Raw genomic sequence first — 25,508 nt, forward strand, 5'->3', positions numbered from 1 at the left:
AGTGTGGGGCTTCCCCATGTGAGAGTAGGTCATCGTCAAGATTCATTTCGCAAAACCCCTATCTGCGCGAGCAGGTAGGGGTTTTGTCTTTTCCGCGTTCCAACATCAACGCCATACCGGCGCCCCTGTGGGAGCGGTCTTGCGTCGCGAAAGGGCTGCGCAGCAGCCCCGACAGTCCTGAGACATACTCAAGACCCTGGGGCCGCTGCGCGCCCCTTTCGCGACACAAGGCCGCTCCTACACGACTTATACTGGCCCGACCACAAGCATTAACCTGGACCATCGAATGAAACCCTTTGACGACCTGGTAGCCGAAGCCAACGCAGCGGATGTGACTGGCTGGGGCTTCGACTGGCTGGCAGGACGCGCCTCTGAGCAGCGTCCGCCTTGGGGCTATGCCCAGCTCCTTGCACAGCGTCTGGGTAGGGTCTGCACGGCGCTGGATCTCGACACTGGCGGCGGTGAGGTACTGGATGAGACGCCGCGCTTCCCGCCTCTCATGTGCGCGACAGAAGCCTGGCCACCCAACGCCCGCAAGGCACACGAGCGCCTGGGGCCGCGCGGCGTTGAAGTCGTGCAGGTGGCCCCCGGAACCACGCTCCCATTTGCCGACGCCTCGTTCGAGCTAGTCACCTCACGCCACCCTGTGCAACCGGACTGGTCCGAGATCCATCGCGTCCTCCGACCAGGCGGGCATTACTTCGCCCAGCACGTAGGCCCAGCCTCAGCTTTCGAGCTGATCGAACATTTCCTGGGGCCATTGCCCCAGGAACGGAAAATGCGCGATCCGCAGGACGAAGTGGCAGCAGCACAGGCAGCCGGGCTGACGGTGACCGACCTGCGCACAGCCCGCTGCCGCATGCTGTTCCATGATGTAGGCGCAGTCGTATGGATCCTTCGCAAATGTGTATGGTGGGTGCCGGACTTCTCTGTACACAAGTACCGCGCTGAGCTGCTGGCCCTGGATAGCCAGATGCGCCATGGCGAGCCTTTTATCGCGCATTCGACCCGTCATCTCATTGAGGCGAGGCGTTAAGCGGGGGCAGGCCGAGGCAGCCGCTATCGATCGATAGCGGCCATCACCCCTCACATCCCGTTGGCGAATTCCGGATCCTCCATTTCGACCCGCGCATTCATCCCCCTGAGCGCCCTGGCATATTCGCCCAGCACCTGAAGCGCCCAGTCGGCCCGGCGACGGATGCGCAGGTCTTGCGTGCTTGCGCTTTGCGGGCCATTCATCACGTCATCCACCTGGCGCACGATCAACTGCTCGGGCAGATAGCAGATGCGGCAGTTCTTGTAGCTGGATGCACGCAGTTCAGACAGCGGGTAGCTCCCGCCCTGGCCAGAGGACACCCCGACCAGCAGCGCCGGCTTGTGCCCCAACTCGCGGTAGCCGGCGTAGACGAACAGGTTCTTCAGCGCCGGGCTGGCCATGCCGTGCCATTCCGGGGTCAGCACCACCAGGGCATCGGCTTCACGCAGCAGGGCTGCATACTCCGCCCAGATCCCATGTTCATCCTTGGCAGGCCACAACGGCAGCGGCGCAAGCCCTAGATCGATCACCCTCGGCCGCTCGCTGAGTTGCAATGCCTGTAGGCGTTGGGCGAGAAAGGCGCCCACCTTCGCCGACTGGCTGTCCGGCTGGCTGGAGCCGGCCACGAGTACGATATTCAGGCTCATTTGGCCAACTCCTGGTCCGATTCCGTCGCCATGCTGGTCGATTTGCCACGCATCAGCGGCCAGAACAGCTCCTCCTGCCAGCTGACCGGGCGCATGCCTTCGATACCGTAATGCTGCGGGCGGCGGCGGGTGATCTTTGCCGTGCCAAACAGCACGTCCCAGAAGAACAGCAGGTTGCCGAAGTTGCCCTTGTAATGCGTCACCCCGTCATCGGCGCTCAGGCCGTGATGCGCCGAGTGGGTCGCGGGGGTGGAAATGGTCCGTTCCAGCAGCCACATCACCGGCCGCAGTGCACGTATGCGGTAAAGCTTGTCATCCCAGGGCACGCTGCTGTGGGCGCCGAAGATGACCAGCATCTTGACGATCAGGTAGCCGAAGTACACAGGCGCCAACCCCAGGTAGATCAGGGCCCCGCTGAACCACAGGCCGGGCATCAGCAGGTAATAGAAGCTGTTGTTGCGATAGACGATGCGGATGCTCATGTAGGGCGCTGAATGGTGTGCGCGGTGCAGCGAGTAGAGCAGGGGCACCTTGTGGCTGAGGCGATGCCACCAGTACTGGGTCATGTCGTCCAGCACCAGGAACAGGACGAGCCCAAGCACCCAGTGCAGGCCGGCGAGGCTGCCCTTCAGTTGCGGCGTGAAGTGTTCCAGCAGGCTGTTGCTGAGGAACGTGACCAACGGCAGGGTGACCGCCATCAGCAGGGCGCTGCCGACGATCTCGATGATCGCGTCCCGACGTTTGCCGCGAGGCTGAAGGAAGCAGGCGCAGGTGATTTCGAGGAGGATGAAGCCGATCAGAATGGCGAGAATAATTGGTATCGGGCTGTTTGTTATTGTTGTGCTCATGGCATTCTCCGGTGGGTGCCGATCAAGGCGGTGCCCACCCATAAGAATTCACGAAGCCGTCAGACGATATGCGCGAAACGGACAGAATCACCCGAGAACGGGCCAACCCATCGCCCGAGCGATTCCACCGCGGCCCGCTCGGGCGAGTGCTGGAGCGCTACCTTCAGACGCATTCGCTGAAGGCGCGCAGCAACTACAGCATGCTTGCGCTGGAGCAGCTTTGGGCCAGGGCGGCCAACCATGATCCGGCAATCGGCTTGCACCTGTTCTCGCACTTCAGTCGCCAGGATTGGCATGTGCTGGCCCAGGGCTGCCTGTACAGCGCCACGCTGGCTGAGGCCATCCGCTTCTGGGCGCGCTATGCACGGCTGGCATCGGACATGGATACCCTGGCGCTGGTCGAGGAGGGTGATTGCCTCGGGGTGGAGTTGCGTATCGATGCGCCAGCCACCCTGGTGCGCTATATGGTTGAGCACTACAGCGTGATGTCCCTCAGCGTGATGGGCGTGGGGATGGGCGCGGTGGTCGTGCCGCAGCGGGCGTGCTTCGCTCACCGTCGGCCGGCGTACTACCCGGAGTACCGAGAGTGGTTTGGTGAAGATATCCAGTTCGACTGCGGGTACAACCGCTTGTACTTCAATCGAGTCCAGCTGGAGATGCCATTGCTGACCCAGCATGCCGGGATGATGGAGGTGGTGAGCCAGGAGCTGGAGCGCCGGTTGGCGCAGCAGTCCCAGCTTAGTGGCTGGTCGGCCCGGGTAGCCCAGGGTATTCGCCAGGGCCTCATCACGGGCCAATCACTTACCCTGGAGGCGCAGGCACAGGACCTTCACCAGAGTGCACGTACCTTGCGTCGGCGGCTGGAGGATGAGGGGACCAGTTTTCGTGTGCTGCTCGATCGGGTCCGTGCGGAGCTTGAGCAGTACCTGGAGATGCAGGGGGATAGCCGAGCGCAGATTGCTGCACAGCTTGGCTACAGTGACCTGGCGGCTTATGTTCATGCGCGCAAGCGCTGGCGGTCGCTGTAGGAACTGGCCATTGAGGCGCCGAATTGCAGGTACAAAAAGCGCCCATTGGGCGTCTTCTTTTTAGGATTTGGTGGGCCGGGGTAATCTGAACTGGTGGCGCAAGTTGTTGATTTTAAAATACTATATCGGTTTATTTTTTCTGCTGGAATGCCATTTGGAATGCCGATAGGGTTTGCTTGGTACCTTGGGGGCGTCCTGACGGGGTGCTATTGCTATACAGTTCCATTACCACATACCTGGAGATCGGACTGGCTGATGCGCGTAATGAGCGGGAAAAGACCAGGCCACTGATTCTCCACGGTGTCCATCCGTCACACAACAGACAGACCGAGCGGCTGGCTACAGGATTGTGGTGATCGAGCTGCTTCTGATACTGCTAACCTTTGTTCGCAACGTAGAGCTCAGCAAGCTGGAGCGGCGCGAATTCGATTTGGAGCGGGCGGAATGACGAGTTCCGGCTGAGCGTATGAGATGCGAGAGCCGCACATCGTCCCCCAGTTCAGGCCGCTGGCCGAGTTGTGGCGTGAACTGAGCACCCACACAGGGGGCGTTGACTGCTTTTTCCGATGCCATCGCAAGTCGAACGAATGCATGATCGCCACAACGCTGAGCCTGAGCTTGAGCCCATGGGCTTCAATGGTAAAGACAGCATAGGTGTTCCAGCTAATGGCTTTTGTGCGACAGCCACGATCATGTAGAGCGAAATGGGAAATCGCGCAGACGTAATCAAGCGTCAGTTGACGCATGCTGAGAGAAACAAAGTTCGTGCAAGTTGTAATCGAGCTGAATATATGGAAGAACGACGTTAGATGACGCAGGCATGGGGTGATGAAATTGATGCGAAAGTTATGGTGAATGAAAGTGCTGGATCTATTCTGGGTTAATCGATAGAGTTTGTGATTCTATTGCTCTCGTGAGGCTGTTCAGTGAGTTTCTGACAGCCTTGCTAGAAATTAGAACGCTTCGGCAGGGTATTTTGGATGGGGCATGAATAGGTCATGCTGCCTCTGCAGTGTTTAGCTGTCGATCAGTTGTTTCAGTCTTTCTTGGATGTAAATTCCTTTCTCTTCCTCCATTTTTAAAAGAATATCCAGGACTTGAGTTCGCTTTAAGTCATGTTTGTCGGCTAGCTTGTCAAGGCGCTTGATGGTCTTGTCGGATAGGATAAAGTTGTACTGCTTTTTGCCCGTATTTTTAGCGCGATATTTATTCTGGCTCCATCGTTTCTTGATGGAGCTCATGAGCAATATTTTTTCTGGCGTGGTTGTAAGTATAGAGTCAAGTAGAATGATAAAGTCATCTTTTTCTTGAGGTTTTTCTTGATGGAAGACCAGGAATGAGTATTTGTCTTTGGTTATTTCCCATGCCGTATTCAGTTTTTCCTTCAGGTCTGCGTCGTCGAACCATTTAAATAAGTGGTCTGATTCTGTATGGGCTTTCCATTCGGATCTTATTTGATTGATGGTTTCTGATTTTTTTGTTATGTCTGTTTGCCATGTGTCAATTGCTGCAATGGTTAGATCTCTGCCGGTTAGGTAGTCGGGGGCGTCTGTGTAGTGGGTCCCGTTTTTTTCGATAAGCTTTTTGAACAGGAAATGATTCTGTCTTTTGCTGTTTGTTATCCACTGAAGGCTCTGCTCGGGTAAGAAGTCGGTTCTATTTTTGTTTTCGATTATTTGTTTTAGTCCTGGTTGGTTAGTGATGATGTCCGCCATCAGATTGCGCATGTCTGGACCTCGAAATTCACCTAGAGCTATAGCTGGGTAGTTGTGCTTCATAAGAAGCCATAGCCAGGTTGCGAATCGGCTGTCGACATTAAAATTGTTAAATGTTTTCTGAAGTTTGTCGTTGCGGCGGACTGACATGTCAGTGGTTCTTCCTGGTGGCTGGTGGACGGCTCACTTTAGATCTCTAGTGGATCCTTAGATGAAAAATAGTGGATCTACAGCTGTTTTCTAGCGTAATCCGAGAGCTTTCCTAGAGGATGAAAGCGGCTCAGGCTTCAGTATACATGGGGCTTTCATGAGGTAAAGCTCGGTGTAAGAGGTGTTTCTGTCTCTGAAGGTAATGCAAGGCTGTCGATGCCGCCTTTATGCAAATGGCATGGGCTGTGGGGGCGGGGTGAAGGAGGAGCGGTGGAAGGGCGGAACTGCAAAAGAGGCGCGTGAGGCTCGAGTGCTCCGTCATTCTTCGGGTACATAACTCCCTTAGCTTAGGTGAAGTGTTAATTGGGTATTTCTGCTGTGTGAGTGCATGGTCGAGGTTGTAGAGTACAGGTTGAGGGTTGCCCTCTGCTTTCTTTGATGGACTGATAGCCAAGTAAAGGATTACCTGGAAGCCAGATCTGATGAGTAAAATTAGGAGCTCATCATGAAAGTGATTCGACTGCAGCAGGTAATGGAAATGACAGGCCTTGGACGCTCGACGGTTTACAAATATGTTTCCGATAACTGGTTTCCGAAGCCGATACCCTTGGGAGGGCGGAGTGTTGGGTGGCTGGAAAGTGAGGTTAGGGAATGGATCCTGGATCGTATTGATGAGCGCAATCAGTAGGTCTTGATGGCCTTGTCTTTGGCATCTGGCCTGCTTATTGTTTGCTAATTTTCCTAAAGTGAAAGCATTATGTCCGGTCCGCCCCCGGACATAATGCTTTTTCTGTCGGACCTTTGATTGTCTTGGCTTCCTTGGAATTGAGCAGTAATGCTTCATCTTTATCTTGAGTTTCTATTGCTGGTTTTTTCGGTGTGGGTAGTATGCTTTAATGTTTGTGTTGTTGGCTTGTTTAATCTTTATCTATTATTTGTGTAGTATTAGATTGGTAACTAGCCGCTAGGCAAAAAGCCTAGGTTCCCCCTTAAAGGGCTACCTATGCTGGTTGTCTGATTAGCGTCTTAGTAAGTTGTAGTTTGATATGGGTGAGCGTCTATGGTGTTGATGTGTGTGAGTGGTTGAGGCTTAGCAAAATTAGCTATCTTAAATCTGTAAATTACTATTGAGCTGGCTGAGGATATGTGATCAGTAAAGTAGATGGTAATCATGCTTCGTTTCTCAGAGAATCGTAACCTTCATCTGCATACAGCGGATACTTTTCAAGGGCTTCCGGTAATGGTGGAAAAAGGACCATTCATACATGAGTACCTACAAACACTATGGCGTACCATCAACCTCACATTTGATCAGTACCCTAGGGTGATCGCATTCAGGGTGGACCTGCGTCTTTCGCGTCGGATGGGTTTTCCGGATGATATTTTGTCAAATCGTGTGATCAGTAGGTTCATCGAGTCGTTCAAAGCCAAAATTGAGCACAACCGTGATAAGGCGCGTGAGCAAAACAAGTACGCCCATGACTGCAGAGTGCGTTACGTCTGGGCGAGAGAGAGGAGCGAGGGAGGACGACAGCATTATCACCTGCTGATCCTGCTCAACAGGGATGCCTACTACACGGTCGGGCGGTTGCAGCCACATAGGCCTAATATGATTAGCCGCATGCAGGAGGCTTGGGCGAGTGCGTTGAGGTGCGAGGTTGAGCAAGTGAGGGGCTTGGTACATATCCCGTCTAATGCAGAATACCGAGTAGATCGGGAAGTGCGGCCGGGTAACGTGGATCAGTTACCTGAGCTGTTTCATCGAGCCAGCTACCTTTGCAAAGCTGCGACAAAGCGTTATGGGGAGGGCGCTCATGGCTTCGGATGCAGCCGGGGGTAAGCTATGGTAGCGATCTGTTGGCCTCCCCTTCATATGAGGTATTGGCTGTCGGGTACTGGCCAGCCCTGACTAAGCTGGCCATCACAATGCTGGCGTTCGATCCGGTGTTGTTTGTTCTTCTCACGGCCATGGTCCCTGAGCCAATGAAAGCGGATGCCCATTGTTAGTGTGCGCATTGTGTGATGTGAGGACAGCCAGCCGGTTATGGATGAACAAGCTGGCGGGCCTTGGATCGCCATAGCGCATGGTTTCTAGGTCATCTGAAGCGATTGCTCGGCTCGTCCCGAATGTCAGCGGTCGGGCTTATCTCGACCGCCGTGATTAGTCGTGAACTCGGATGTGGAGTCACACAGACGGCAAAAAACCTGAATCGCTCCGGCCGCCACCGGCAGAAAGAGCCATGCCGCTATCATTGGGCGACCTGATGCCGTTTCAATTGCTTGGGCATAAGCGTCGAGCTGACCCCCATGTTCCTAGGCCAATCGTTCCCACTTGCGCGTGTTCAAGTTCAGGGTAGCAACCCACAGGCGGACATGGCTGCGCTGATGCGCGACTTCGGTCGGCTGAGTTCGCTGCAGATCGCCGAGCGTCTAGTGAGTTCTTGCCAGCGCTTCATGCCCAGTGTCCGGTTCGAAGCCAAGCTCGCCAACGAAGATATGATCAGGAATTCGTGAGATGATCCGCGTCATTTGAGTTCTGTTTGAAGGAATAACATGGCTTCAGTCCGTCTTACTGAGCATCAATGTCAGTACTATGCATGGCTTCTCACCCGACGAGCGGCTGGCGATTCGGTCGAGTCGCTTGCTTCGACGCTGGTCGATTCGCAGATAGATCTCAATCCCCATCAGGTCGATGCTGCGCTTTTTGCTTGTCGCAATCCCCTCTCACGTGGGGTAATCCTGGCTGACGAGGTGGGCCTGGGTAAGACGATCGAGGCTGGGCTGGTCATCTCTCAGCGCTGGGCCGAGCGCCGTCGGCGCATCCTGATCATCGCTCCTGCCAACCTGCGCAAGCAGTGGCACCAAGAGTTGCAGGACAAGTTCAATCTGCAGGGTCTGATTCTGGAAGCCAAGAACTACAACGCGCTTCGCAAGCAAGGCGTCGGAAACCCTTTTGTGTTCGCCAACGGCCCAGTGCTCTGCTCTTATCAGTTCGCCAAAGCCAAGGCGAAGGACGTCAAGGCCATTGCCTGGGATCTGGTGGTGCTGGATGAAGCGCACCGTCTGCGTAACGTCTACAAGAGCAACAATGTAATTGGGAAGACACTGAAGGATGCATTAGCCCATGTGCATTCCAAGGTGCTACTGACTGCAACTCCACTGCAGAACTCGTTGCTTGAACTGTACGGGCTGGTGAGTATGATCGATGACCGGGTTTTCGGTGATGTTGACAGCTTTCGCGCCCAGTTCGTCAATACCGACAGGGCGCAGGCCTTTGGCGGTTTACGGCAGCGCCTGGGCAGCGTCTGCAAGCGTACTCTACGTCGTCAAGTGCAGCAGTACGTTCCCTACACAGCAAGGCGGGCGATTGTTCAGGAGTTCGCCCCCAGTGAGGAGGAACGCGAGCTATCTGGTTTGGTGGCCGATTACCTGCGCCGCCCGAACCTCAACGCCCTACCCGAAGGTCAGCGGCAACTGATTTCTCTGGTGCTCTGGAAGCTGTTGGCGTCTTCGACTCACGCGATCGCCGGTGCGCTGGATACCATGGCCAGGCGTCTGCAAGGTAATCTCGACAAAGCGGCTGAAGTCATCGACCTTACGCACACGCTGGACGAAGACTACGAAGGCCTCGATGAGCTGGCCGACGAGAGCGAAAAAGAGCTGGATAACGATCAGGCAGTGGCCCTTTCGGCTAGTGAGCGGGATGCCATCGCGGCTGAAATCGCTGAGCTGCAGCATTTCAAGAGTCTTGCCACCAGCATCCGCGAGAACTCTAAGGGCAAGGCGCTGCTGGTCGCACTAGAGCGTGCCTTTGCCGAACTCGACCGCCTTGGAGCTGCTCGCAAGGCTATCGTCTTCACCGAGTCGCGGCGCACCCAGGACTACCTTCTGTCGCTGCTGGCCGATTCAGCTTATGGCGATAGCATCGTGCTGTTTAATGGCACCAATACGGATGTCACGGCTCAGCGCATTTATAAGGACTGGCTGCAGCGCCATGCTGGCAGTGATCGAATCACCGGCTCCAAGACTGCCGATACTCGTGCCGCACTTGTCGAGCACTTCAAGGAGCGCGGCACCATCATGATTGCCACCGAGGCGGGGGCTGAAGGCATCAACCTGCAGTTTTGCTCGTTGGTGATCAACTACGATCTGCCCTGGAACCCACAGCGCATAGAGCAGCGTATCGGACGCAGCCACCGGTACGGCCAGAAGCATGACGTGGTGGTGGTGAACTTCGTCGACCGCAGCAACGAGGCGGATGCACGGGTCTACGAACTGCTGGCCGAAAAATTTCAGCTGTTCGAGGGCGTTTTCGGCGCAAGCGACGAGGTGCTTGGCTCCATCGGTTCCGGTGTCGACTTCGAACGCCGGATTGCTGACATTTATCAGCACTGCCGAGACCCAGAGGAAATCCGCCGCAGCTTCGAGCAGTTACAGTTGCAACTTTCTGGGGAAATCAGCGAAGCGATGCTCAAGACCCGTCAGGTGCTGCTGGAAAACTTCGACGAAGAGGTACAGGACAAGCTGCGCATCCGTGCCGAAGATAGCAACTCCACTCGCAACCGTTTCGAACGCCTGCTGCTCGACCTCACTCGCGCCGAACTTGACGACTACGCCCACTTTGAAGGTGACAGCTTCGTGCTCCACAGGCTGCCGGCCGGCAGTGGTTCCAGCATTTCCTTGGGGCGTTATGAATTGCCGCGTCGTGCCGGTGAGTCGCATCTGTACCTTCTCGGTCACCCGCTAGCTGCCTGGGTGATCGACCAGGCTAAGAGTCGTCCGCTCGATCAACAGCCCGCAGTCAGGCTGGTATTCGACTATGCCGCCTATGGCACACGAATTAGTACTCTGGAGCCATTGCGTGGTCAGCGTGGCTGGCTGACGCTGAAACTGTTTTCCGTCGAGGCGCTGGGCAATTTGGAGCAGCATCTGGTGGTTTCCGCCGTCATGGCTGACGGGCAGGCGCTGCCCGAGGATGATCCGGAAAAGCTGCTGCGCCTGCCGGCACGCCTTGAGCCAGGTGAGTTGATCGCAGCCGGGGCGGCCCTGCAGGGGGATCTAGAGCAGCGCGAGAAGCAGCTGCTGGGCGAGATCAACCAGCGCAACATGGGTTACTTCGAACAGGAAGTCGCCAAGCTCGATGCCTGGGCCGACGATCTCAAGCTAGGGCTGGAGCAGGAAATCAAGACGATTGATGGTGAAATCAAGGAGTTACGTCGAGTTGCTGTAACTGCTTCGGCGCTGGCAGAAAAGCTCGCTTACCAAAAGCAACAGCGCGAGTTGGAAGTAAAGCGCAGCAAGCTGCGCCGTGAGCTTTATGCCCGCCAGGATGTGATCGAGGAGGAACGCAGTGCCCTGATTGATCAGCTGGAATTGCAGCTACAGCAGCGCGTAAATGAGAAAGAGTTGTATACCGTTGAATGGATGCTTATGTGATGATTTTTTATTTTTTTATGCATGCGTCCGTATGCTTTGTGACGGAGTAGGGACTGATGCGTATCCCTGCAAGTACTTTATCGAATATTTGTCGTAGCGCATCGCAGCTATAAGGGCCGATATGATAATTAAATCGACAAAGTGGCCGTGCCATGGAATTGGTAATCATTCTGTGGTAGAGGCTAGCTTCAGTGACAAGGATATCGACTCTGCGCTTGCCATTGCTGATGCGAAGGTTCAGTTTATTAATGCACACAATCCTGGTGGTATTCGTAGGTCCCCAGAGGTTATCAGGAATAGAATAATTGCCGGAAAGCTCGCTGATTCGGCGGTGCTAACTATGATTGAAGAGTGCATAAATCATTGGGGGCTTGCTGAATTACTCTCTGTTCGTGAGTATGATAAAAATAGAGTCGATGGTTTTAAGAATCCTGATCCTTATGATTTAGAGCTTGTAAATCTGAAGACGGGGGAAGTGGAAACCATCGAGGTTAGATCTTCCTTTTGCTATAAGCTTGCTCCTGTTGAAAAAATAATTGAGAAGTTATCGGTTTACGGGTGGTATACTTCAGCAAATAAGCCGGTTGAGCCTCCAAGGGATTGGTATTTTCAGGTTGTTTATTACCTTCGGCCCAAGGACGTATCAACCAACAACGATCTGGCTCTCAATGTTTTCGAAGAGCAGGTAGAGGCTGGCGCTGTTACAGCCTATGTTGTTGGTGGAGCAAGCCGACAGCTCCTTGAAGCTAAAGGGGTTGACAGGAAAGACCAGGACGGTGCGTCATATAGAGCGATATCGCCAGTTTGCCAGGCCAGTGATTGCATCAGAATGTTGAAAGCAGTCCTAGGTCGTTAGAGATTAGGTGTGTAGATGAGCAAAAAACTCGAACTTACATGGGTTGGAAAAGAGCGGAGGCCAAAGCTTGAGCCCCGGATTCTCCTTGAAGATCAAAGCATGTCGTATCATGCGGCGGAGCGTTTTAGCGATGCTGACGTTTTTGATAATCGCCTGATTTTTGGGGATAACCTTCTCGCGCTAAAATCTCTAGAGCAAGAGTTCTCGGGGCAAGTTAAGTGTGTGTTTATCGATCCGCCATATAACACAGGTAGTGCGTTCACTCATTATGAAGACGGGTTGGAGCATTCGATTTGGTTGGGCTTAATGCGTGATCGGCTTGAGCTTATCAAGAAGCTGCTCTCGGATGATGGGTCGCTTTGGATTACCATTGATGACAATGAAGGCCACTACTTAAAAATTCTTTGTGATGAGGTTTTTGGTCGCAGTAATTTTGTTTCCACAGTTATTTGGCAAAAAAAATACGCTCCAAAGTCTGACTCGAAATATTTCTCGGCTTCTCATGATTTTGTTTTGGTGTTTGCAAAGGACTTAGCAAAATTTAGGCTGGGTCGTCTTTCGAAAACTGAGAAGCAAACTGGTAGATATACAAATCGTGACGGCGATCCAAGAGGTCCTTGGAAGGCGAGCGACGTTTTGCGCAACGAGGCCAGAGACTATGCAATTTTCCCGGTTAAGTTACCATCTGGTCGTGAGGTTTATCCGCCGTCTGGAACAAGCTGGCGTTACACGAAGGAAAAGTTTGCGGAGTTGATCGCCGATAACCGTATTTGGTTTGGGGTAGATGGCGATGCCCGTCCTGCATATAAGCGGTTCCTATCAGAGGTTACTGATACCATCCCAAGCACAACGATTTGGACATACGACGAAGTTGGGCATAATGACGAATCCAAGAAGGAAATGCGCTCGCTATTTGGTGAGAACTTATTTGATACGCCAAAACCGGAGAGACTGCTCGAGCGCGTCCTTGCTCTAGCAACCCAGCCTGGCGACCTTGTGCTAGATTCTTTTGCCGGTTCGGGAACTACGGGCGCTGTGGCCCACAAAATGCGGCGCCGCTGGATCATGATCGAGCTGGGGAAGCATTGCCACACTCACATCATTCCACGCCTGCAGAAGGTTATCGATGGGACTGATTTGGGTGGTATAAGCAAGGCTACCAACTGGCAGGGCGGGGGGGGGTTCCGATATTACAAGCTTGCTCCCTCGCTGATTGTCGACGATCGTTGGGGCAACCCGGTGATTAATCCGGAGTACAACGCCGCCATGCTGGCCGAGGCACTGGCCAAACTTGAAGGTTTCACCTATGAGCCCTCTGAAGCGCACTGGTGGCAACACGGTCATTCCAGTGAGCGTGATTTCATCTACGTTACCACCCAGAATCTTTCTACTGATCAACTGCAAGTGCTGGCTGATGAGATTGGTCCCGAGCAGAGCTTGCTGGTCTGCTGTGCGGCCTTCCATGGCGTAACTGCCGCACAGGCCGAAGCGCGCTGGCCGAACCTAACGCTGAAGAAGATCCCTAAGATGGTACTGTCGCGCTGCGAGTGGGGGCACGATGACTACAGCCTGAACATCGCTAATCTGCCGCTGGCCGAGCAGCCTGTTGCCGCGCCCGAGCCAGTGAAAAATGGCAGGAAGAGCAAGGCTGCTGAACCAGCACAAGCAGCGCTGTTTGGTGAAAATGAGGCGTGATGCCAGAAAGTCGCGGAAAGCCTGCAGGCTACAAGGAATTAAGGAAGACAGTATGAGCAGTTCGCGTATTCAACATCACGTAGCCGGGCGCCTCTCGCTGCGCGCGCCGCAGGCCGACTCGCTAGCCAGGCTGGCAGAAGCGCTGGGCGCAGCGCCGGAAATGCTGGAACATCAGCAGAATGTATCTGCCATCCTCGATACCCTCAAGGCGCAGTTCCCGACCTTGGAGGACTTCGAGCGCGATTTCCCGTCGATGTGCTTTGCGTTGGCCACCGGCGTGGGCAAGACTCGATTGATGGGCGCCTTCATTGCCTATCTGCATCTGAGGCATCAGATCAACAACTTCTTTGTGCTCGCGCCGAACCTGACGATCTACAACAAACTGATTGGGGATTTCACCCCAAACACGCCCAAGTACGTGTTCAAGGGCATCGGTGAGTTCTCGATCAACGCACCGCGAGTCATTACCGGCGACAACTACGACCAACAGAACATCACTGGTGGCGAGCTTTTCGGCGAGATTCGTATCAACATCTTCAACATCGCTAAGATCAGTTCCGAGGTGCGCGGCGGTAAGGAACCGCGTATCAAGCGGATGCGCGAAGTGCTGGGCGATAGCTACTTCAACCATCTGGCCGGCCTAGACGATCTAGTGCTGCTGATGGACGAATCGCACCGCTATCGTGCTCAGGCTGGGATGCGGGCGATCAACGAGCTCAAGCCGTTGTTCGGCCTGGAAGTGACGGCCACGCCCTTCACGGAGTCGAGCAAAGGGCCAGTACCGTTCAAGAACGTGGTGATGGACTATCCGCTGGCCCGTGCTATCGAAGACGGCTTAGTCAAGGAACCGGCCGTCGTCACCCAGCGCAATTTTGATGTCAAACAGCATGCACCGGAGAAAGTAGAGCTGGTCAAGTTGGAAGACGGCGTGCGTCTACATGAGGCGACCAAGGCTGAGCTGTTGACCTATGCTCGGGAAAACGACGCTAGGGTGGTAAAGCCCTTCATGCTGGTGATCGCCCGCGACACTACGCACGCAGGGCAACTGCTGGCGTTACTGGAGTCGGATGTCTTCTTCGAGGGGCGTTATCGCGGCAAGGTCATCCAGGTCGACTCCAGCAAGAGTGGCAAGGACGAAGAAGAAATGATCACTCGTCTGCTGGCGGTAGAAAGCGTGGACGAGCCGACCGAGATCGTCATCCACGTCAATATGCTCAAGGAAGGCTGGGATGTCACCAACCTCTACACCATCGTCCCGCTTCGAGCTGCCAAGGCACGCACCCTGATCGAACAGTCCATCGGCCGTGGCCTTCGTCTGCCCTATGGCAAGCGCACTGGGGTGGAGATCGTGGACCGCTTGAACATCGTTGCCCACGACAAGTTTCAGGAAATTATCGACGAGGCCAACCGAGTAGACTCGCCGATCCGCCTTAAACAGGTGATCCTCGATGCACCCAAGGCGGATGACAATAAGACCAGTGTGCAGGTGCAGTCCGGCGTGAGTGTGTTACTCGGTCTGAGCGAAAGCGCAGGGTTGCCGGCTGTCGGGCATGAGGCCAAGCCAGACGAGATAGGCAACGCCGGTGCGGACACCGATACGCAGGCGCCTGCGCCGATTTTTGCCTCCGATGCCGAAAAGCAGGCTGCCCGTGTGGTGATAGAGATCATCGGTCAGTACGAAGCCCGGCGTGACTTGGTATCGAGCAGCAAGGATCTGCTGAAGAAGGAAGTACAGGCGCAGATCAAGGCCGAAGTCGCCGAGCGCCTCAAACCTCAGCAAGGCTCGCTGCTGGAAGGTCAGGACGTCAACGTGCCGGAGCTCGATCTAGCCGATGTTGTGGCCAAGACGACGGAAGTTGTGGTGCAGCAGACCATCGATATTCCGCGCATCACGGTGGTGCCGACTGGTGAGGTGACCACCGGCTATCGTCAGTTCACCCTGGGCAGCCTGCCCAACTACCAGCCGGGTCAGCGTGAGATCGTTGGTCAGACGCTGAGGACCAATCAGCAGTTCACCCTGAGCGGGCAGAGCGGCATCCGCGAGAAGCGTCTGGAGGACTACATCGTCAAGAAGCTGATCGACTTCGATGACGTGGACTACTTCACCCAAGCCGAGCTGCTGTACGACCTGGCAGGGCAAGCATTGGCTCATTACAAGAAGCAGAACTACTCCGAAAGTGAGCTGCATGAGATCCTCGATACCCACGGAGCAGATCTGGCCCGCCTGATTCATGCGGAAATGCTCAAGCATTTCTGGGAAGAGGCCAGCGACTATGAGGTCAAAGTCAGTCGCGGCTTTACTGAGCTCAAACCCTGCAACTACACGGTCGCCGCCAATCAACCGGTACACAGCGTGCGAGAGACTGTCACCGAGACTAGTCGGATTAAGCAGATGCTGTTTGGCGGTTTCACGCGTTGCCTGTATCCGCTGCAGAAGTTCGATTCGGACACTGAGCGACGCTTTGCCGTGATCCTCGAACGCGATGCGCTGAAGTGGCTCAAGCCAGCCAAGGGACAGTTTCAGATCTTCTACAAGCTCGGTGCCGAGCAGCCGGAGTATGTGCCGGACTTTGTGGTGGAGATGGACAGATGCATTCTCCTCGCCGAAACCAAGGCTGCCAACGACCTGGAAACCCAGGAAGTTCAGGCCAAGGCCGCTGCTGCTGCGCAGTGGACTAAGCACGCCTCCGACTACGCGCAGAGTGTTGGCGGCAAGCCTTGGAAGTACCTGCTGATCCCGCACAGCGAAGTGACCGAGGCGAAGCGGCTGATGGACTATCTGCGGTTTGAGGTGACGGTTGCGGTATCGTTGGTGAGCTGAAAGACGGAGGGCTGAGCATCAGGCCCAAATGACTCAGTGCTTCAGGTGCTTTCTGCGCCTGGAGTATGGGGTTTTCTTTACGCGGCGCGGACTTTGACGATGAAAGCCGGTCGCAACGGCATATCCGAGGGAACGAAGTGAAAGCGACCGAAGCCAATCTGCTCAAGTTTCTACGCAAGTCACCGCAGTTTGTCATCCCGATTTACCAGCGCAATTACTCCTGGACAGAAGAACAGTGCCGTCAGCTTTGGTCGGACATCCAGCGTGCCGGACGTGAGAAGTCCGTCAATGCTCATTTTATCGGCTCCATTGTGTATATCGAGCGCGCCCTGTCGTCGGTCACCAGTCCGGAAGCATTGTTGGTCATCGATGGGCAGCAGCGCCTGACAACCTGTACTTTGCTGATCGCTGCGTTATCCGGTCATATCGAAAGTCTTCCTGCTGATCAGTTGGCGGCGCTTGATGAGTTGCTGGTGACGTTCTCGGCCAGGAAGCTGCGCAATTACTATCTGCTCAACCCGGATGAGGACGGTGACCGTCACTTCAAGCTGATTCTTTCGGAAACCGACAAGGAATCGCTGCTGGCAATCCTCAAGCAGGCGCCAATGCCTGCTGAGCGCAGTACACGTATCCAGGAGAACTTTCAGCTTTTCCAGTCCCTGCTGAGCCAGAATAGTTCCGAACTGGTTGCGATCTGTGAAGGGCTCGCGAAGCTGGTAATCGTCGACGTCTCCCTTGATCGTGGCCAGGATAATCCGCAGCTGATTTTCGAAAGCATGAACTCCACCGGCCTGGAACTCAGTCAGGCGGATCTGATCCGCAACTACATTCTCATGGGGCTGGAGCCTGCGTTGCAGACGGAGCTGTATAAAAGCTATTGGCGCCCCATGGAAAAAGCCTTCGGCCAAGCGGCTTATACCCAGCACTTTGATGCCTTCATACGGCATTACCTGACGACCAAGATGGGCGATATTCCGAATGTCCGCGAAGTCTACGTCGCATTCAAGAACTATGCCCGCAACCTGAAAAACAATGTTTCTTCGCTGGTTGCTGATATTCATGCCTATGCAACATATTACTGCGCCATTGCGCTTGGTGCGGAAAGCCACCCTCAGCTCAAGCAGGCACTCCATGATCTTCGTGAACTGAAGGTCGATGTTTCATACCCGTTCCTGCTGGATGCTTATCATGACTACAAGACAAACACCCTGAGTGCCGACGAGTTGTGCCAGGTCATACGTTTGGTGGAAGGCTATGTATTTCGCCGAGCAGTCTGTGCCATCCCGACAAACTCTCTGAACAAGACATTCGCAGGTCTCTCGCGCACCCTGAAGAAAGACCGCTATCTGGAAAGTGTGCAGGCCAGCTTCATGCTGCTGCCTTCGTACCGCCGCTTCCCTAGTGATGAAGAGTTTCAGCGCGAGCTCAAACAGCGAGACCTCTACAACTTCCGTAGCCGCAGTTACTGGTTGCGTCGTCTTGAAAATCATGGAAGAAAAGAGCGTGTCGCCGTTGAGGACTACACCATCGAGCACATTCTTCCGCAGAATCCCGAGCTTTCTCCGAACTGGAAGGCTGAACTTGGCGAGGACTGGAAGGTTGTCCAGGAGACATGGCTGCATACGCTCGGCAACCTGACCTTGACGGGTTACAACAGCGAGTATCGCGATCATCCGTTTGGGTTCAAGCGCGACCAGGTTACCGACAAGGATGGACACCCCATAGGGTTCGCACACAGTCCTCTCAGACTGAATCAGGGGCTTGGCAATGTGAAAAAATGGGATGAGGCGGCAATCAAGCACCGGGCAGAGCGTCTGGCCAAGGAAGCTGAGAAGGTCTGGGATTCTCCACGGCTGGCTGCGGACATTCTCGATGCATATCGCCCAGCGAGCCAATCGACTGGCAACCAGTACAGCATTGATGATCACCCGTATTTGTCATCCGGTCCCGTGCGTGATCTTTTCGAAAGTCTTCGTGCTGCAGTTTTGGAGCTTGACCCATGCGTCAAGGAGGACGTGCTTAAGCTGTATATCGCATACAAGGCAGAAACCAATTTTGTCGATATGGTGCCGCAGGCCAAGCGACTGCGACTGTCGCTCAACATGCCATTCCATGAAATTGATGATCCCAAGGGGCTGTGTCGAGATGTCACGAACCTCGGACGTTGGGGGAATGGTGACGTCGAAGTCGTGTTCACTAGCCACGATGAACTGCCCTATGTGATGGGTTTGATCCGCCAGTCATTTGATCGGCAGATGGGAGACATCTAGTGTCCGAGTGCAGTGCCTGCGGTTTCCGCAGGCACTGCTCGTAGGGAAATTGTTCACCTACACTGACCTGCGTATTGAATGCCTGAATTTCATCAGCGCGGCAGGTGACCCATTCGTAAGTGTCCGCCCAACTCACCTTGCGTAAGTCAGGCCGGCATCCACTGATGTGGTAGCAGTTGCCCGATTTCACTCTCCCGCTGCGTCGGCAGTCGCGTCAGGACATCCTTGAGATAATACGGATCATGCCCGTTCGTGCGCGCCGATTGGATCAGGCTCGTGATCGCCGCAGCCCGCTTACCACTGCGCAGGGATCCGGCAAACAACCAGTTTGAGCGTCCCAGCGTTTCAATCTGTAATCGAGGTCTTTGGCAGTGGGTGAGCCGTTGGGTTGTCTTTCAGAACTCCCGATTTCACTGCAAACATCAGATGGCCCGTATCACCACCGGCCACGACCATGATCCAGCCCGCTGGTGTCCTCCGTAAGTTTTCCGGATAAAACGAAAAAACAAATTACCCAGTCAGCAGTCATCCCGCGATGACCTTTGAGTACAATCAAAGGTCATCGCGGAGGTCGTGAGCCATCTGTTTACAAAAAACCTCGTTCGGCCAAGGATACGCAACCTTCATGGCCCACCACCACATGGTCCAATATGCGGGTGCCGACCATGTCCAGAGCGTTCTTGAGAGTGATGGTCAGGGTGCGATCGGCTTGGCTGGGTTCTGGGTCGCCGGAGGGGTGATTGTGCACAATAATAATGGCCGCAGCGTTGTGCTCCAAGGCGATCTTGACCACTTCTCGTGGGTACACGCTAGCCCCATCCAGAGTACCTCTGAAAAGTTCTCTAAAGCCTATGACCCGATGTTTGGAATCGAGCAGCAGTAGGGCAAAGACTTCATACTCGTGGTACTGCAGTAGTGTTTGCAGGTGACTGAAGACCAGCTTCGGCTCAGTCACTGCCCGGCCTTTAGACAGACGACTCATGGCCAGTTGCTGCGCCATCTGCAGGATGTCGGCTTCGGTGACTGGTGATTCCATGACGTAAGTGCCCCTCGCTTCACCGGCTTTGAGCTTGTGATATTTCATGACGGTACTCCTGTAAGAATAGGGCAGGCTGGGGAGGTTAAGAAAAGCGTTACTGAACAGAAGTCCTAGTGCTTTGCTCAATAGCTTGAGCCTCCAGCTTCTGTGCCAGTGAGGGCTTTAAAGGCGCTGCCGATTGGGGCTCTGAGTCGCTGGATGAGTTTTCAGCAGCGGGAAAGAACTCCGCGACAATGGCGCCGCTGTCCTCCTCGCCGTCTTCAAAAGCGCCATTGTTAAAACACTGCCGGGCTGCGTGATCCAAGGCGCTCTGGTCAAAGCCCGAGGCTTGCCGGGTTTCTTCCAGTTGCTTGGCGGCCAATAGGGCATCTTCTAAACTCAGTCCACTGCGCACCGTGATATCGACGTAGAAGATCGGCGTGCCGTGGCTCTGACGGGTGGATTTGCCACGCAAACGCAGCTCCAATGGCAGGCAGGCCAGGCGATTGCAAGAGATGGCTTGCAGGTAATGCAGGCGCGCAGCCAGGGTGCGGATGCTATTGAATCCAGTGGTGCGGAAGACAAAACTGCCCAGTGGGTCGTCATCACCAATCACCACGTTCAGCCGACCGTAAGGCTTGCAGGCATTGCCTTGGGCCAGAGGGCAGCCATCGGGTGAAGGGCAGAGCAGCGATTGGATGCCATCCTTGGTCAAACGCTTGCATGTTTCACCGTTGCCGACGCACAACGGCCTGCCGGTAGTAGGGTCGAACAGGCTGTAGTCCGCGCGAAAGTTGAGATCTGGTTCGTTGAACAACAGGCGGATTGGAATTTTGCGCAGCTTGCCATCCTGGCCGCTGCGCAGTTCTTCGTTGAGTGGATGCAGCAGCCAACCTTCACGGCTCTGGACTTGCGACGTGATGGTGAACTGATCGTCCTTCTCCGGCAGACGCTTGCCGTTTTTCTCGACTACCTTGCCAATGGAAATGCGCCCGAGTACCGGCGGGGTAATGGCTAAACCTTTGAGCATGGCGGTTATCCTTGATCTGAAAATAAAAAAGCCACCGGGACGTGAGCGGTCCGGGTGGCTAGGGCGAGCAGGTTGTTTCAGGCGATCAGGAAGCGACGGGTACCTGCTTTGGCCTTGGGGTAGCGAGCCTGCAGGTAAGGCTTGTCTTTAAGCATCTGTTCGACATCCAGAGCAATGCTGTCCTTGGACTTCTTCCAGCTGATGTAGCCCTCGGCAAACTCTGCACGGGTGGCTTCCCCCATGGCCTGCTGCAGAACCTGCTTGAGCTGTGCCTCACGTGTTTCCTGCTGGGCAATGCTCTGACGAACAGACTTGAGTTCCAGGAAGGTGCTGGTAAGTTCCGTGTGCTGGCTGAAGTCCAGGGTCTGTCCGTTATCCTCGGGGTAGAGGCAGCGCAGTGCCGCTTCCGCAGACGCTGTGCCATCGGCCGGTGGTGGGGTATCACTGACGACGTAATCCCAGAACAGCCGTTCCAGGTCAATCAGCCGAGCAATCAGCGCCTCGTCGCGTTCGATGCGATGGATTTCCAGGTGCTGGCCACCGAGCAGGACCGCCACATCAGCGGCCTGCTTGCCGGTGACGGCGAGCTGGTGCATAACTTGTAATTGCACATATTCGGGCACGCCCTCTTTCCAGAGGCGTGTCCCGTTTATGCCGGCCGTTTTGCATTCGAGGATCTGTACCTCTGGCGCGCCGATCACCTCGCGGTCGATATTGGCGAGCATCCAGGGCAGGGCCGGATCGGGATGCTGCAGCACCGCGTTGATCCGCCGAACCTTGTGCTGGTTGCGCTTGCTGTAGTGCCAGGCCACGATGGGCTCCAGCACATTGCCCCAGTACAGCGGGCTTTCCTCATCGTGAGGATCGGCCTTCGGTAGCCCAGCATCTCGACCGGTCTTTTCTAGCCACAGCTCCAACTGCGACTTGTAGGGATTCAGACCCACCGCAGCGGCGGCGTCCGCACTGCCGATGCCTTGCTTGCGGATCTGTAACCAGTCCTCGCGCGGCAGCTCCTTGGTGCTGACCAGGCGCAGGGCAGGGCGTTTCTTACGGGTGCTACTATTCAATGAGGTTGCCTTCATCGTATTCCCCTGCTGGCATAAAAAACGCCCGATCAGCACAAGGCTGACCGGGCGCGAGGATTGCTGTGAGTGAGGGTTAGGCCGCGAGTTGCAGGGCGGCATCCAGGGCGCGTTGCTTGATCTGCGCCCCCTGACCGAACCATGCCGAGTCCAGGCGGTGCTCGTTACTACGGGCACGGCGCTCGTGGTCGACATACTCGGTCACAGCATTCAGCAGGCCCCAGGCGGTGCCGCGTGCCGAGTCCAGCTGGCTGCCGCGACCACGGCCCTCGTATAACTCCTGGACTTTGCGTAGCGCACGTTCGTTGGGCAGTACTTCCGGTAATTTGGCGGTTGGATTGGTTTCGCACAGCACGTTCATGAAGAAGCCCAGGGCCTCGTGCCACTGCACCTTACGTTCAGCCAACACCCTCATGCGGTACATAAACTCGTCCCAGCCAGAGACGGCGATGCCCAATTGCCTCTTCACCGTCTGCGGGTCAAAGCGAGTGTTATGCGGCACTTTTATGGCGAGGCTGCTGCCATCCAAGGCGATGGTCAGGGTGTTGTTGCACACTACGCGCACGGTGGTTGGCGTTGCTGTGGTGGCCAGGGTGCCGTCACAGGAGGTGGCGAGCAGTAGATAACCGTGGACCTGGTCGTTGCCCTTCATCTCTGCACTTTGCCCGGTACGCGCCAGTGCCCAGAACTTGCGCCCGCCCTTGAGCACGCCAGCTGTTTCCAACTCGTAGCCGGAGACTTCGGTGAGATCGCGGTAGAACTCCAGCACCTCTCGCGGCTGCACGGTGTGATAGCGCTGCGAGACCACCGACAGAGGAGCCTTGGTGTCCGAGCGGTAGAGCACCTTCTGCTCAGGGAAGGAGTGGATGGCGCCTAGGTGGCCGACCGCGTCCGACTTGAAGTGCACTGGGCTTTCCAAAATCTGCCAGTCCATGCCGGCTTCACGTTGCCAGATCTCGATAGACTGTTTACGGGGGAGTTGATTGCCCAGACCGTGCCAGGGAGTAGTGCCGGCGTAGGCCATGGTTTCAATGAGATGAGCCATAGGAACGATTCCTTGCGAATGAGTTGGAATGAGCGTCGATTCATCAACCGCCGGCGCGTGTTAACGACGGCTTAGTGGTTGACGCTGAAGCTGTAACCGCACTCCTGGCACTGGTAGTTGTGAAGCACCTTGTCATCGATCTGCTCACCCAGCGTGGCACCGGCTATCCCGCCTGCCACTCCGCCAAACAGACCACCCAAAATCGCCCCAGCGATGCTGCCGATAGCAATACCTACCGGCCCGCCAACTACCCCCAGTACCGCGCCGGCTTCAGCGCCTGATAGGGCACCAGCGGCGCCACTGGCGGCACCACCTGCTGCACCAATCAAACCACCTGCTTGTTTACCGATATTTTTAGTGATGACGCGTCCCGAGTTACAGCTTGGGCAAGGGATATACATGCTCAGATCCTCTCAAGTGATGAGCGTGCCGAGGTAGAAGCTGGCACGCTAAATCCCCAGTAGCAGTCGATACAGTGGGGCATTCACAGAGGTGATATAGGTCTGAAATATCTTTGGATCTGATTTTTGATTCGTCGTAACTGCTTGGCGCATCCAGGGCTAGGTATTTACGAAACCCGCCAGGGGCAATTCAACTCCATGCATTTGGTTGATTCTTGTCCCGAGCGACCTCATTTTGATGAGTGGCCCCTTCTCGACCTGCGGGCTGCTGATAAGAGGCTCCCAGCCTCGTAACGTGTGACTGAATCGCCTCTAGTTTCGTAGATACCTTCACCCTCAATGAACGCCTTCTAAGCCAGTGCGGAACAGTCCGCTTTTGGTCGTTCTCTGTCGATCATGGTTACAACGCTTGTTGGTCAAACCTGTTGACGCTGACCGAAAACTGGCCCGCCCCGGTGGGTCAACTTTCAATTAGGGTCAACAGTCAAACCCGATGAAATCGTTGGTCGGGTCGAATGCAAACGGGTGGTCAAGCGAAGCGCAATTTCGCAGGCACTGACGTTGGGTCAACGTATCGAGATGACTTTTTTATCTTGATTTTCTCTTATGGCTGACACCGACAGGTTGCCTGTAGCAGCTTCCTGGATGTGGTCGCTCCACCACGCCATCATGGGGCGTCTGCGTTCTATGTAATCTGCTCGATTGTACGCGCTACGTACCTCGTCTTTATCGACGTGGGCAAGCGCAACCTCGATCAATTCAGGATCCCAGCCGTGCTCGTTGAGGATGGTGCTCGCCATAGAGCGCATCCCATGGCTTACCAGGCGCCCTTCGAAACCCATGCGTTTCAGTGCCATATTGGCGGTTTGGCTGTTGCAGTGGGTACGAGGGTTTCGGTCTGCGGGGAACACATACTCCCGATGTCCACTGTAGGCCTTGATCGCTTCCAGGAGCGCGAGAGACTGCTCCGTGAGCGGGACAATGTGCGTTCGGCGTTTCTTCATGCGCTCCGCAGGGATCGTCCAGATCTTCTTCTCAATGTCGATATCTGCCCAGCGAGTGGTTGCTGCCTCGACTGGCCGGGTCATGGTGTGGAGCTGCCACTCGATCAGGCAGCGGGTTGTTCTTTTTATGCTGGCATTGGCGATTGCCACCATGAGCTCTTTCAGCTCATCGGGGGGTAGAGCCGCCATGTTTTTCTTTTTCGGTTTCTTGAAGACGGAGCGGATACCGCTGAGCGGGTTCGCGTGAATCAGTCCCGAGTTGACCCCGTAGGTCATGATCTCGTTGAGCCGCTGCGTCAGTCGCTTCACGGTTTCAAGGCTACCCTTGGTTTCGAGTGGTCGGAGCAGATTGATGACTTGCGGTGCGCGGATGGCTGAGATCGGTGTGGAGCCCAAGTCCGGGAATATGTGCAATGTTAGCGAGCGCCAGATGTCCTCAGCGTAGGCCGGCGTCACAGCATCCTTCTTCAGTTCATACCAGGACGTCGCCACATTCTGGAGTGTGTGCTCAGTTGCAGCTTGTTTAGCTTGCAGCACAGCATCCCGTTTCTCTTTAGGGTCGATGCCGTGGGCAAGTGCTTCCCTCGCTTCAACGGAACTCTTACGTGCTTGCGCCAACGACACTTCGGGGAAGGTTCCCAGTCCCATGTTGATCCGCTTCTTCGTCACAGGGTGTCGGTAATTGAAGTTCCATAGCTTAGAGCCATTGCTTCTCACTCGCATTTGAAGTCCGCCGCCATCAAATAGGACGTAGTCCTTTTCAGCAGGCTTGGCAGATTTGACTTTGAGTTCAGAGAGACGGGTAGCTTGTGCGCACATTGGCATTCCAGACTTGATTTTGGCATTCCAAAAATTAGCACCTACGAGTTTGGAATGCCATTTGGAATGCCAAAAGGCGTAGCTGCTCATGGACGTTCGTGGACGCCGATGGCCTTGAAAGCCACGTATTCTCTGGCATTCAGGCACAAAAAAAGACGTCCGTGGACGTCTTTAGATGTTAATGTGGTGGAGCCGGGGGGATTTGAACCCCCGTCCGCCAGTACTCCGCTGTCGGTACTACATGCTTAGCCGTGTCTACTGATTTAATCCGCAGCCGCCCGACGGGCAGGGTGCTTTGGATGAGTTGGGTAAGTTTTAGTCGCTTCGCCCCCAACGTGCTGCACGACGATCCTGTTCTGTATGACAATCATTTCGGGTTTACAGGCATCCCCTGATGATTGCTGGAGCCGAAGCTACCAGGAGAACGGGCTAGGCTGCTTACGCAGCGATAGCGTAGTCCTCGTATTGGCTGTCATTGGCAACTATAGAAAGTTGCAACAGTGGATTTACGAGTTCTGTTACCAACTCGGCATGCACCTAGAGTTTCGCTACCGGCGTCGAATCCTAATCGGCCCCACACTCAGCTCTAGCTGAACGTGCCTTTCAG

Annotated in this window: 19 protein-coding genes, 1 other RNA gene and 1 pseudogene; 10 read left to right on the forward strand and 11 right to left on the reverse strand. The window is 55.2% G+C overall.

All coding sequences use genetic code 11. The features are described 5' to 3' along the window. The first annotated feature begins 286 nt into the window (after positions 1–286). Complete coding sequence (locus AC25MA_RS14045; protein WP_062363805.1) at positions 287–1,036, forward strand: class I SAM-dependent methyltransferase; 750 nt, start codon at positions 287–289, stop codon at positions 1,034–1,036. A gap of 50 nt (positions 1,037–1,086) precedes the next feature. Here the strand turns inward: AC25MA_RS14045 and AC25MA_RS14050 are convergent, their stop codons facing one another. Continuing rightward, entirely contained in the window at positions 1,087–1,683 is a 597-nt protein-coding gene (locus tag AC25MA_RS14050) for an NADPH-dependent FMN reductase (protein WP_213884184.1), read from the reverse strand. Beyond that, positions 1,680–2,531 carry a sterol desaturase family protein gene (locus AC25MA_RS14055; protein WP_486972112.1) on the reverse strand — a complete coding sequence of 284 codons (852 nt, stop codon included), beginning with the start codon at positions 2,529–2,531 and terminating at the stop codon, positions 1,680–1,682. Before AC25MA_RS14055 ends, AC25MA_RS14050 begins: the two co-directional genes overlap by 4 nt. 68 nt (positions 2,532–2,599) lie before the next feature. Between AC25MA_RS14055 and AC25MA_RS14060 the strand changes: the two genes are divergently transcribed. Beyond that, on the forward strand, positions 2,600–3,559 hold the full coding sequence (locus AC25MA_RS14060; protein ID WP_486972113.1) for an AraC family transcriptional regulator ligand-binding domain-containing protein: 960 nt from the start codon (positions 2,600–2,602) through the stop codon (positions 3,557–3,559). A 1,016-nt stretch (positions 3,560–4,575) separates the two neighbouring features. Here AC25MA_RS14060 and AC25MA_RS14065 read toward each other — a convergent pair. Beyond that, entirely contained in the window at positions 4,576–5,424 is an 849-nt protein-coding gene (locus AC25MA_RS14065) for a hypothetical protein (RefSeq protein WP_486972114.1), read from the reverse strand. Positions 5,425–5,929: 505 nt separating this feature from the next. On the opposite strand from AC25MA_RS14065, the gene AC25MA_RS14070 reads away from it, so the two are divergent. The 8 genes from AC25MA_RS14070 to AC25MA_RS14105 all read left to right on the forward strand — a co-directional run bounded on the left by AC25MA_RS14070 (position 5,930) and on the right by AC25MA_RS14105 (position 18,502). Next, positions 5,930–6,112: an AlpA family transcriptional regulator gene (locus AC25MA_RS14070; RefSeq protein WP_486972115.1), complete on the forward strand. Its 183-nt coding sequence runs from the start codon at positions 5,930–5,932 to the stop codon at positions 6,110–6,112. A 483-nt stretch (positions 6,113–6,595) separates the two neighbouring features. Further along, positions 6,596–7,264: an inovirus Gp2 family protein gene (locus AC25MA_RS14075; RefSeq protein WP_486972116.1), complete on the forward strand. Its 669-nt coding sequence runs from the start codon at positions 6,596–6,598 to the stop codon at positions 7,262–7,264. 533 nt (positions 7,265–7,797) lie between these two features. Continuing rightward, positions 7,798–7,938 carry a hypothetical protein gene (locus AC25MA_RS14080; RefSeq protein WP_486972117.1) on the forward strand — a complete coding sequence of 47 codons (141 nt, stop codon included), beginning with the start codon at positions 7,798–7,800 and terminating at the stop codon, positions 7,936–7,938. Positions 7,939–7,977: 39 nt separating this feature from the next. Beyond that, positions 7,978–10,860, forward strand: coding sequence for an SNF2-related protein (locus AC25MA_RS14085; RefSeq protein WP_486972118.1), 2,883 nt, complete (start codon positions 7,978–7,980; stop codon positions 10,858–10,860). 121 nt (positions 10,861–10,981) lie between these two features. Then, positions 10,982–11,716, forward strand: coding sequence for a hypothetical protein (locus AC25MA_RS14090; RefSeq protein WP_486972119.1), 735 nt, complete (start codon positions 10,982–10,984; stop codon positions 11,714–11,716). 15 nt (positions 11,717–11,731) lie between these two features. After that, complete coding sequence (locus AC25MA_RS14095) at positions 11,732–13,411, forward strand: site-specific DNA-methyltransferase (protein WP_486972120.1); 1,680 nt, start codon at positions 11,732–11,734, stop codon at positions 13,409–13,411. Positions 13,412–13,463: 52 nt separating this feature from the next. Then, complete coding sequence (locus AC25MA_RS14100; RefSeq protein WP_486972121.1) at positions 13,464–16,232, forward strand: DEAD/DEAH box helicase; 2,769 nt, start codon at positions 13,464–13,466, stop codon at positions 16,230–16,232. A gap of 137 nt (positions 16,233–16,369) precedes the next feature. Further along, on the forward strand, positions 16,370–18,502 hold the full coding sequence (locus tag AC25MA_RS14105; protein ID WP_486972122.1) for a GmrSD restriction endonuclease domain-containing protein: 2,133 nt from the start codon (positions 16,370–16,372) through the stop codon (positions 18,500–18,502). 146 nt (positions 18,503–18,648) lie between these two features. On the opposite strand, the pseudogene AC25MA_RS14110 reads toward AC25MA_RS14105, so the two are convergent. The 8 genes and pseudogenes from AC25MA_RS14110 to ssrA form a co-directional block, all read right to left on the reverse strand. Continuing rightward, positions 18,649–18,843, reverse strand: a pseudogene (locus AC25MA_RS14110) (transposase domain-containing protein); the annotation flags it as partial. Between the two features lie 245 nt (positions 18,844–19,088). Further along, positions 19,089–19,586: a RadC family protein gene (radC, locus tag AC25MA_RS14115; protein ID WP_486972123.1), complete on the reverse strand. Its 498-nt coding sequence runs from the start codon at positions 19,584–19,586 to the stop codon at positions 19,089–19,091. Between the two features lie 49 nt (positions 19,587–19,635). Then, entirely contained in the window at positions 19,636–20,550 is a 915-nt protein-coding gene (locus tag AC25MA_RS14120) for a recombination directionality factor (RefSeq protein WP_486972124.1), read from the reverse strand. Between the two features lie 77 nt (positions 20,551–20,627). Further along, positions 20,628–21,632, reverse strand: a complete 1,005-nt coding sequence (locus tag AC25MA_RS14125; protein WP_486972125.1) for a YqaJ viral recombinase family nuclease — start codon at positions 21,630–21,632, stop codon at positions 20,628–20,630. Between the two features lie 76 nt (positions 21,633–21,708). Continuing rightward, complete coding sequence (locus AC25MA_RS14130; RefSeq protein WP_486972126.1) at positions 21,709–22,677, reverse strand: DUF932 domain-containing protein; 969 nt, start codon at positions 22,675–22,677, stop codon at positions 21,709–21,711. Positions 22,678–22,748: 71 nt separating this feature from the next. After that, complete coding sequence (locus tag AC25MA_RS14135) at positions 22,749–23,078, reverse strand: hypothetical protein (protein WP_486972127.1); 330 nt, start codon at positions 23,076–23,078, stop codon at positions 22,749–22,751. 566 nt (positions 23,079–23,644) lie between these two features. Next, positions 23,645–24,901: an integrase domain-containing protein gene (locus AC25MA_RS14140; protein WP_486972152.1), complete on the reverse strand. Its 1,257-nt coding sequence runs from the start codon at positions 24,899–24,901 to the stop codon at positions 23,645–23,647. A gap of 184 nt (positions 24,902–25,085) precedes the next feature. Then, positions 25,086–25,477, reverse strand: a transfer-messenger RNA (tmRNA) gene (gene ssrA, locus AC25MA_RS14145). Between the last annotated feature and the right edge of the window lie 31 nt (positions 25,478–25,508).

Source organism: Pseudomonas sp. P65(2024), assembly GCF_057480955.1.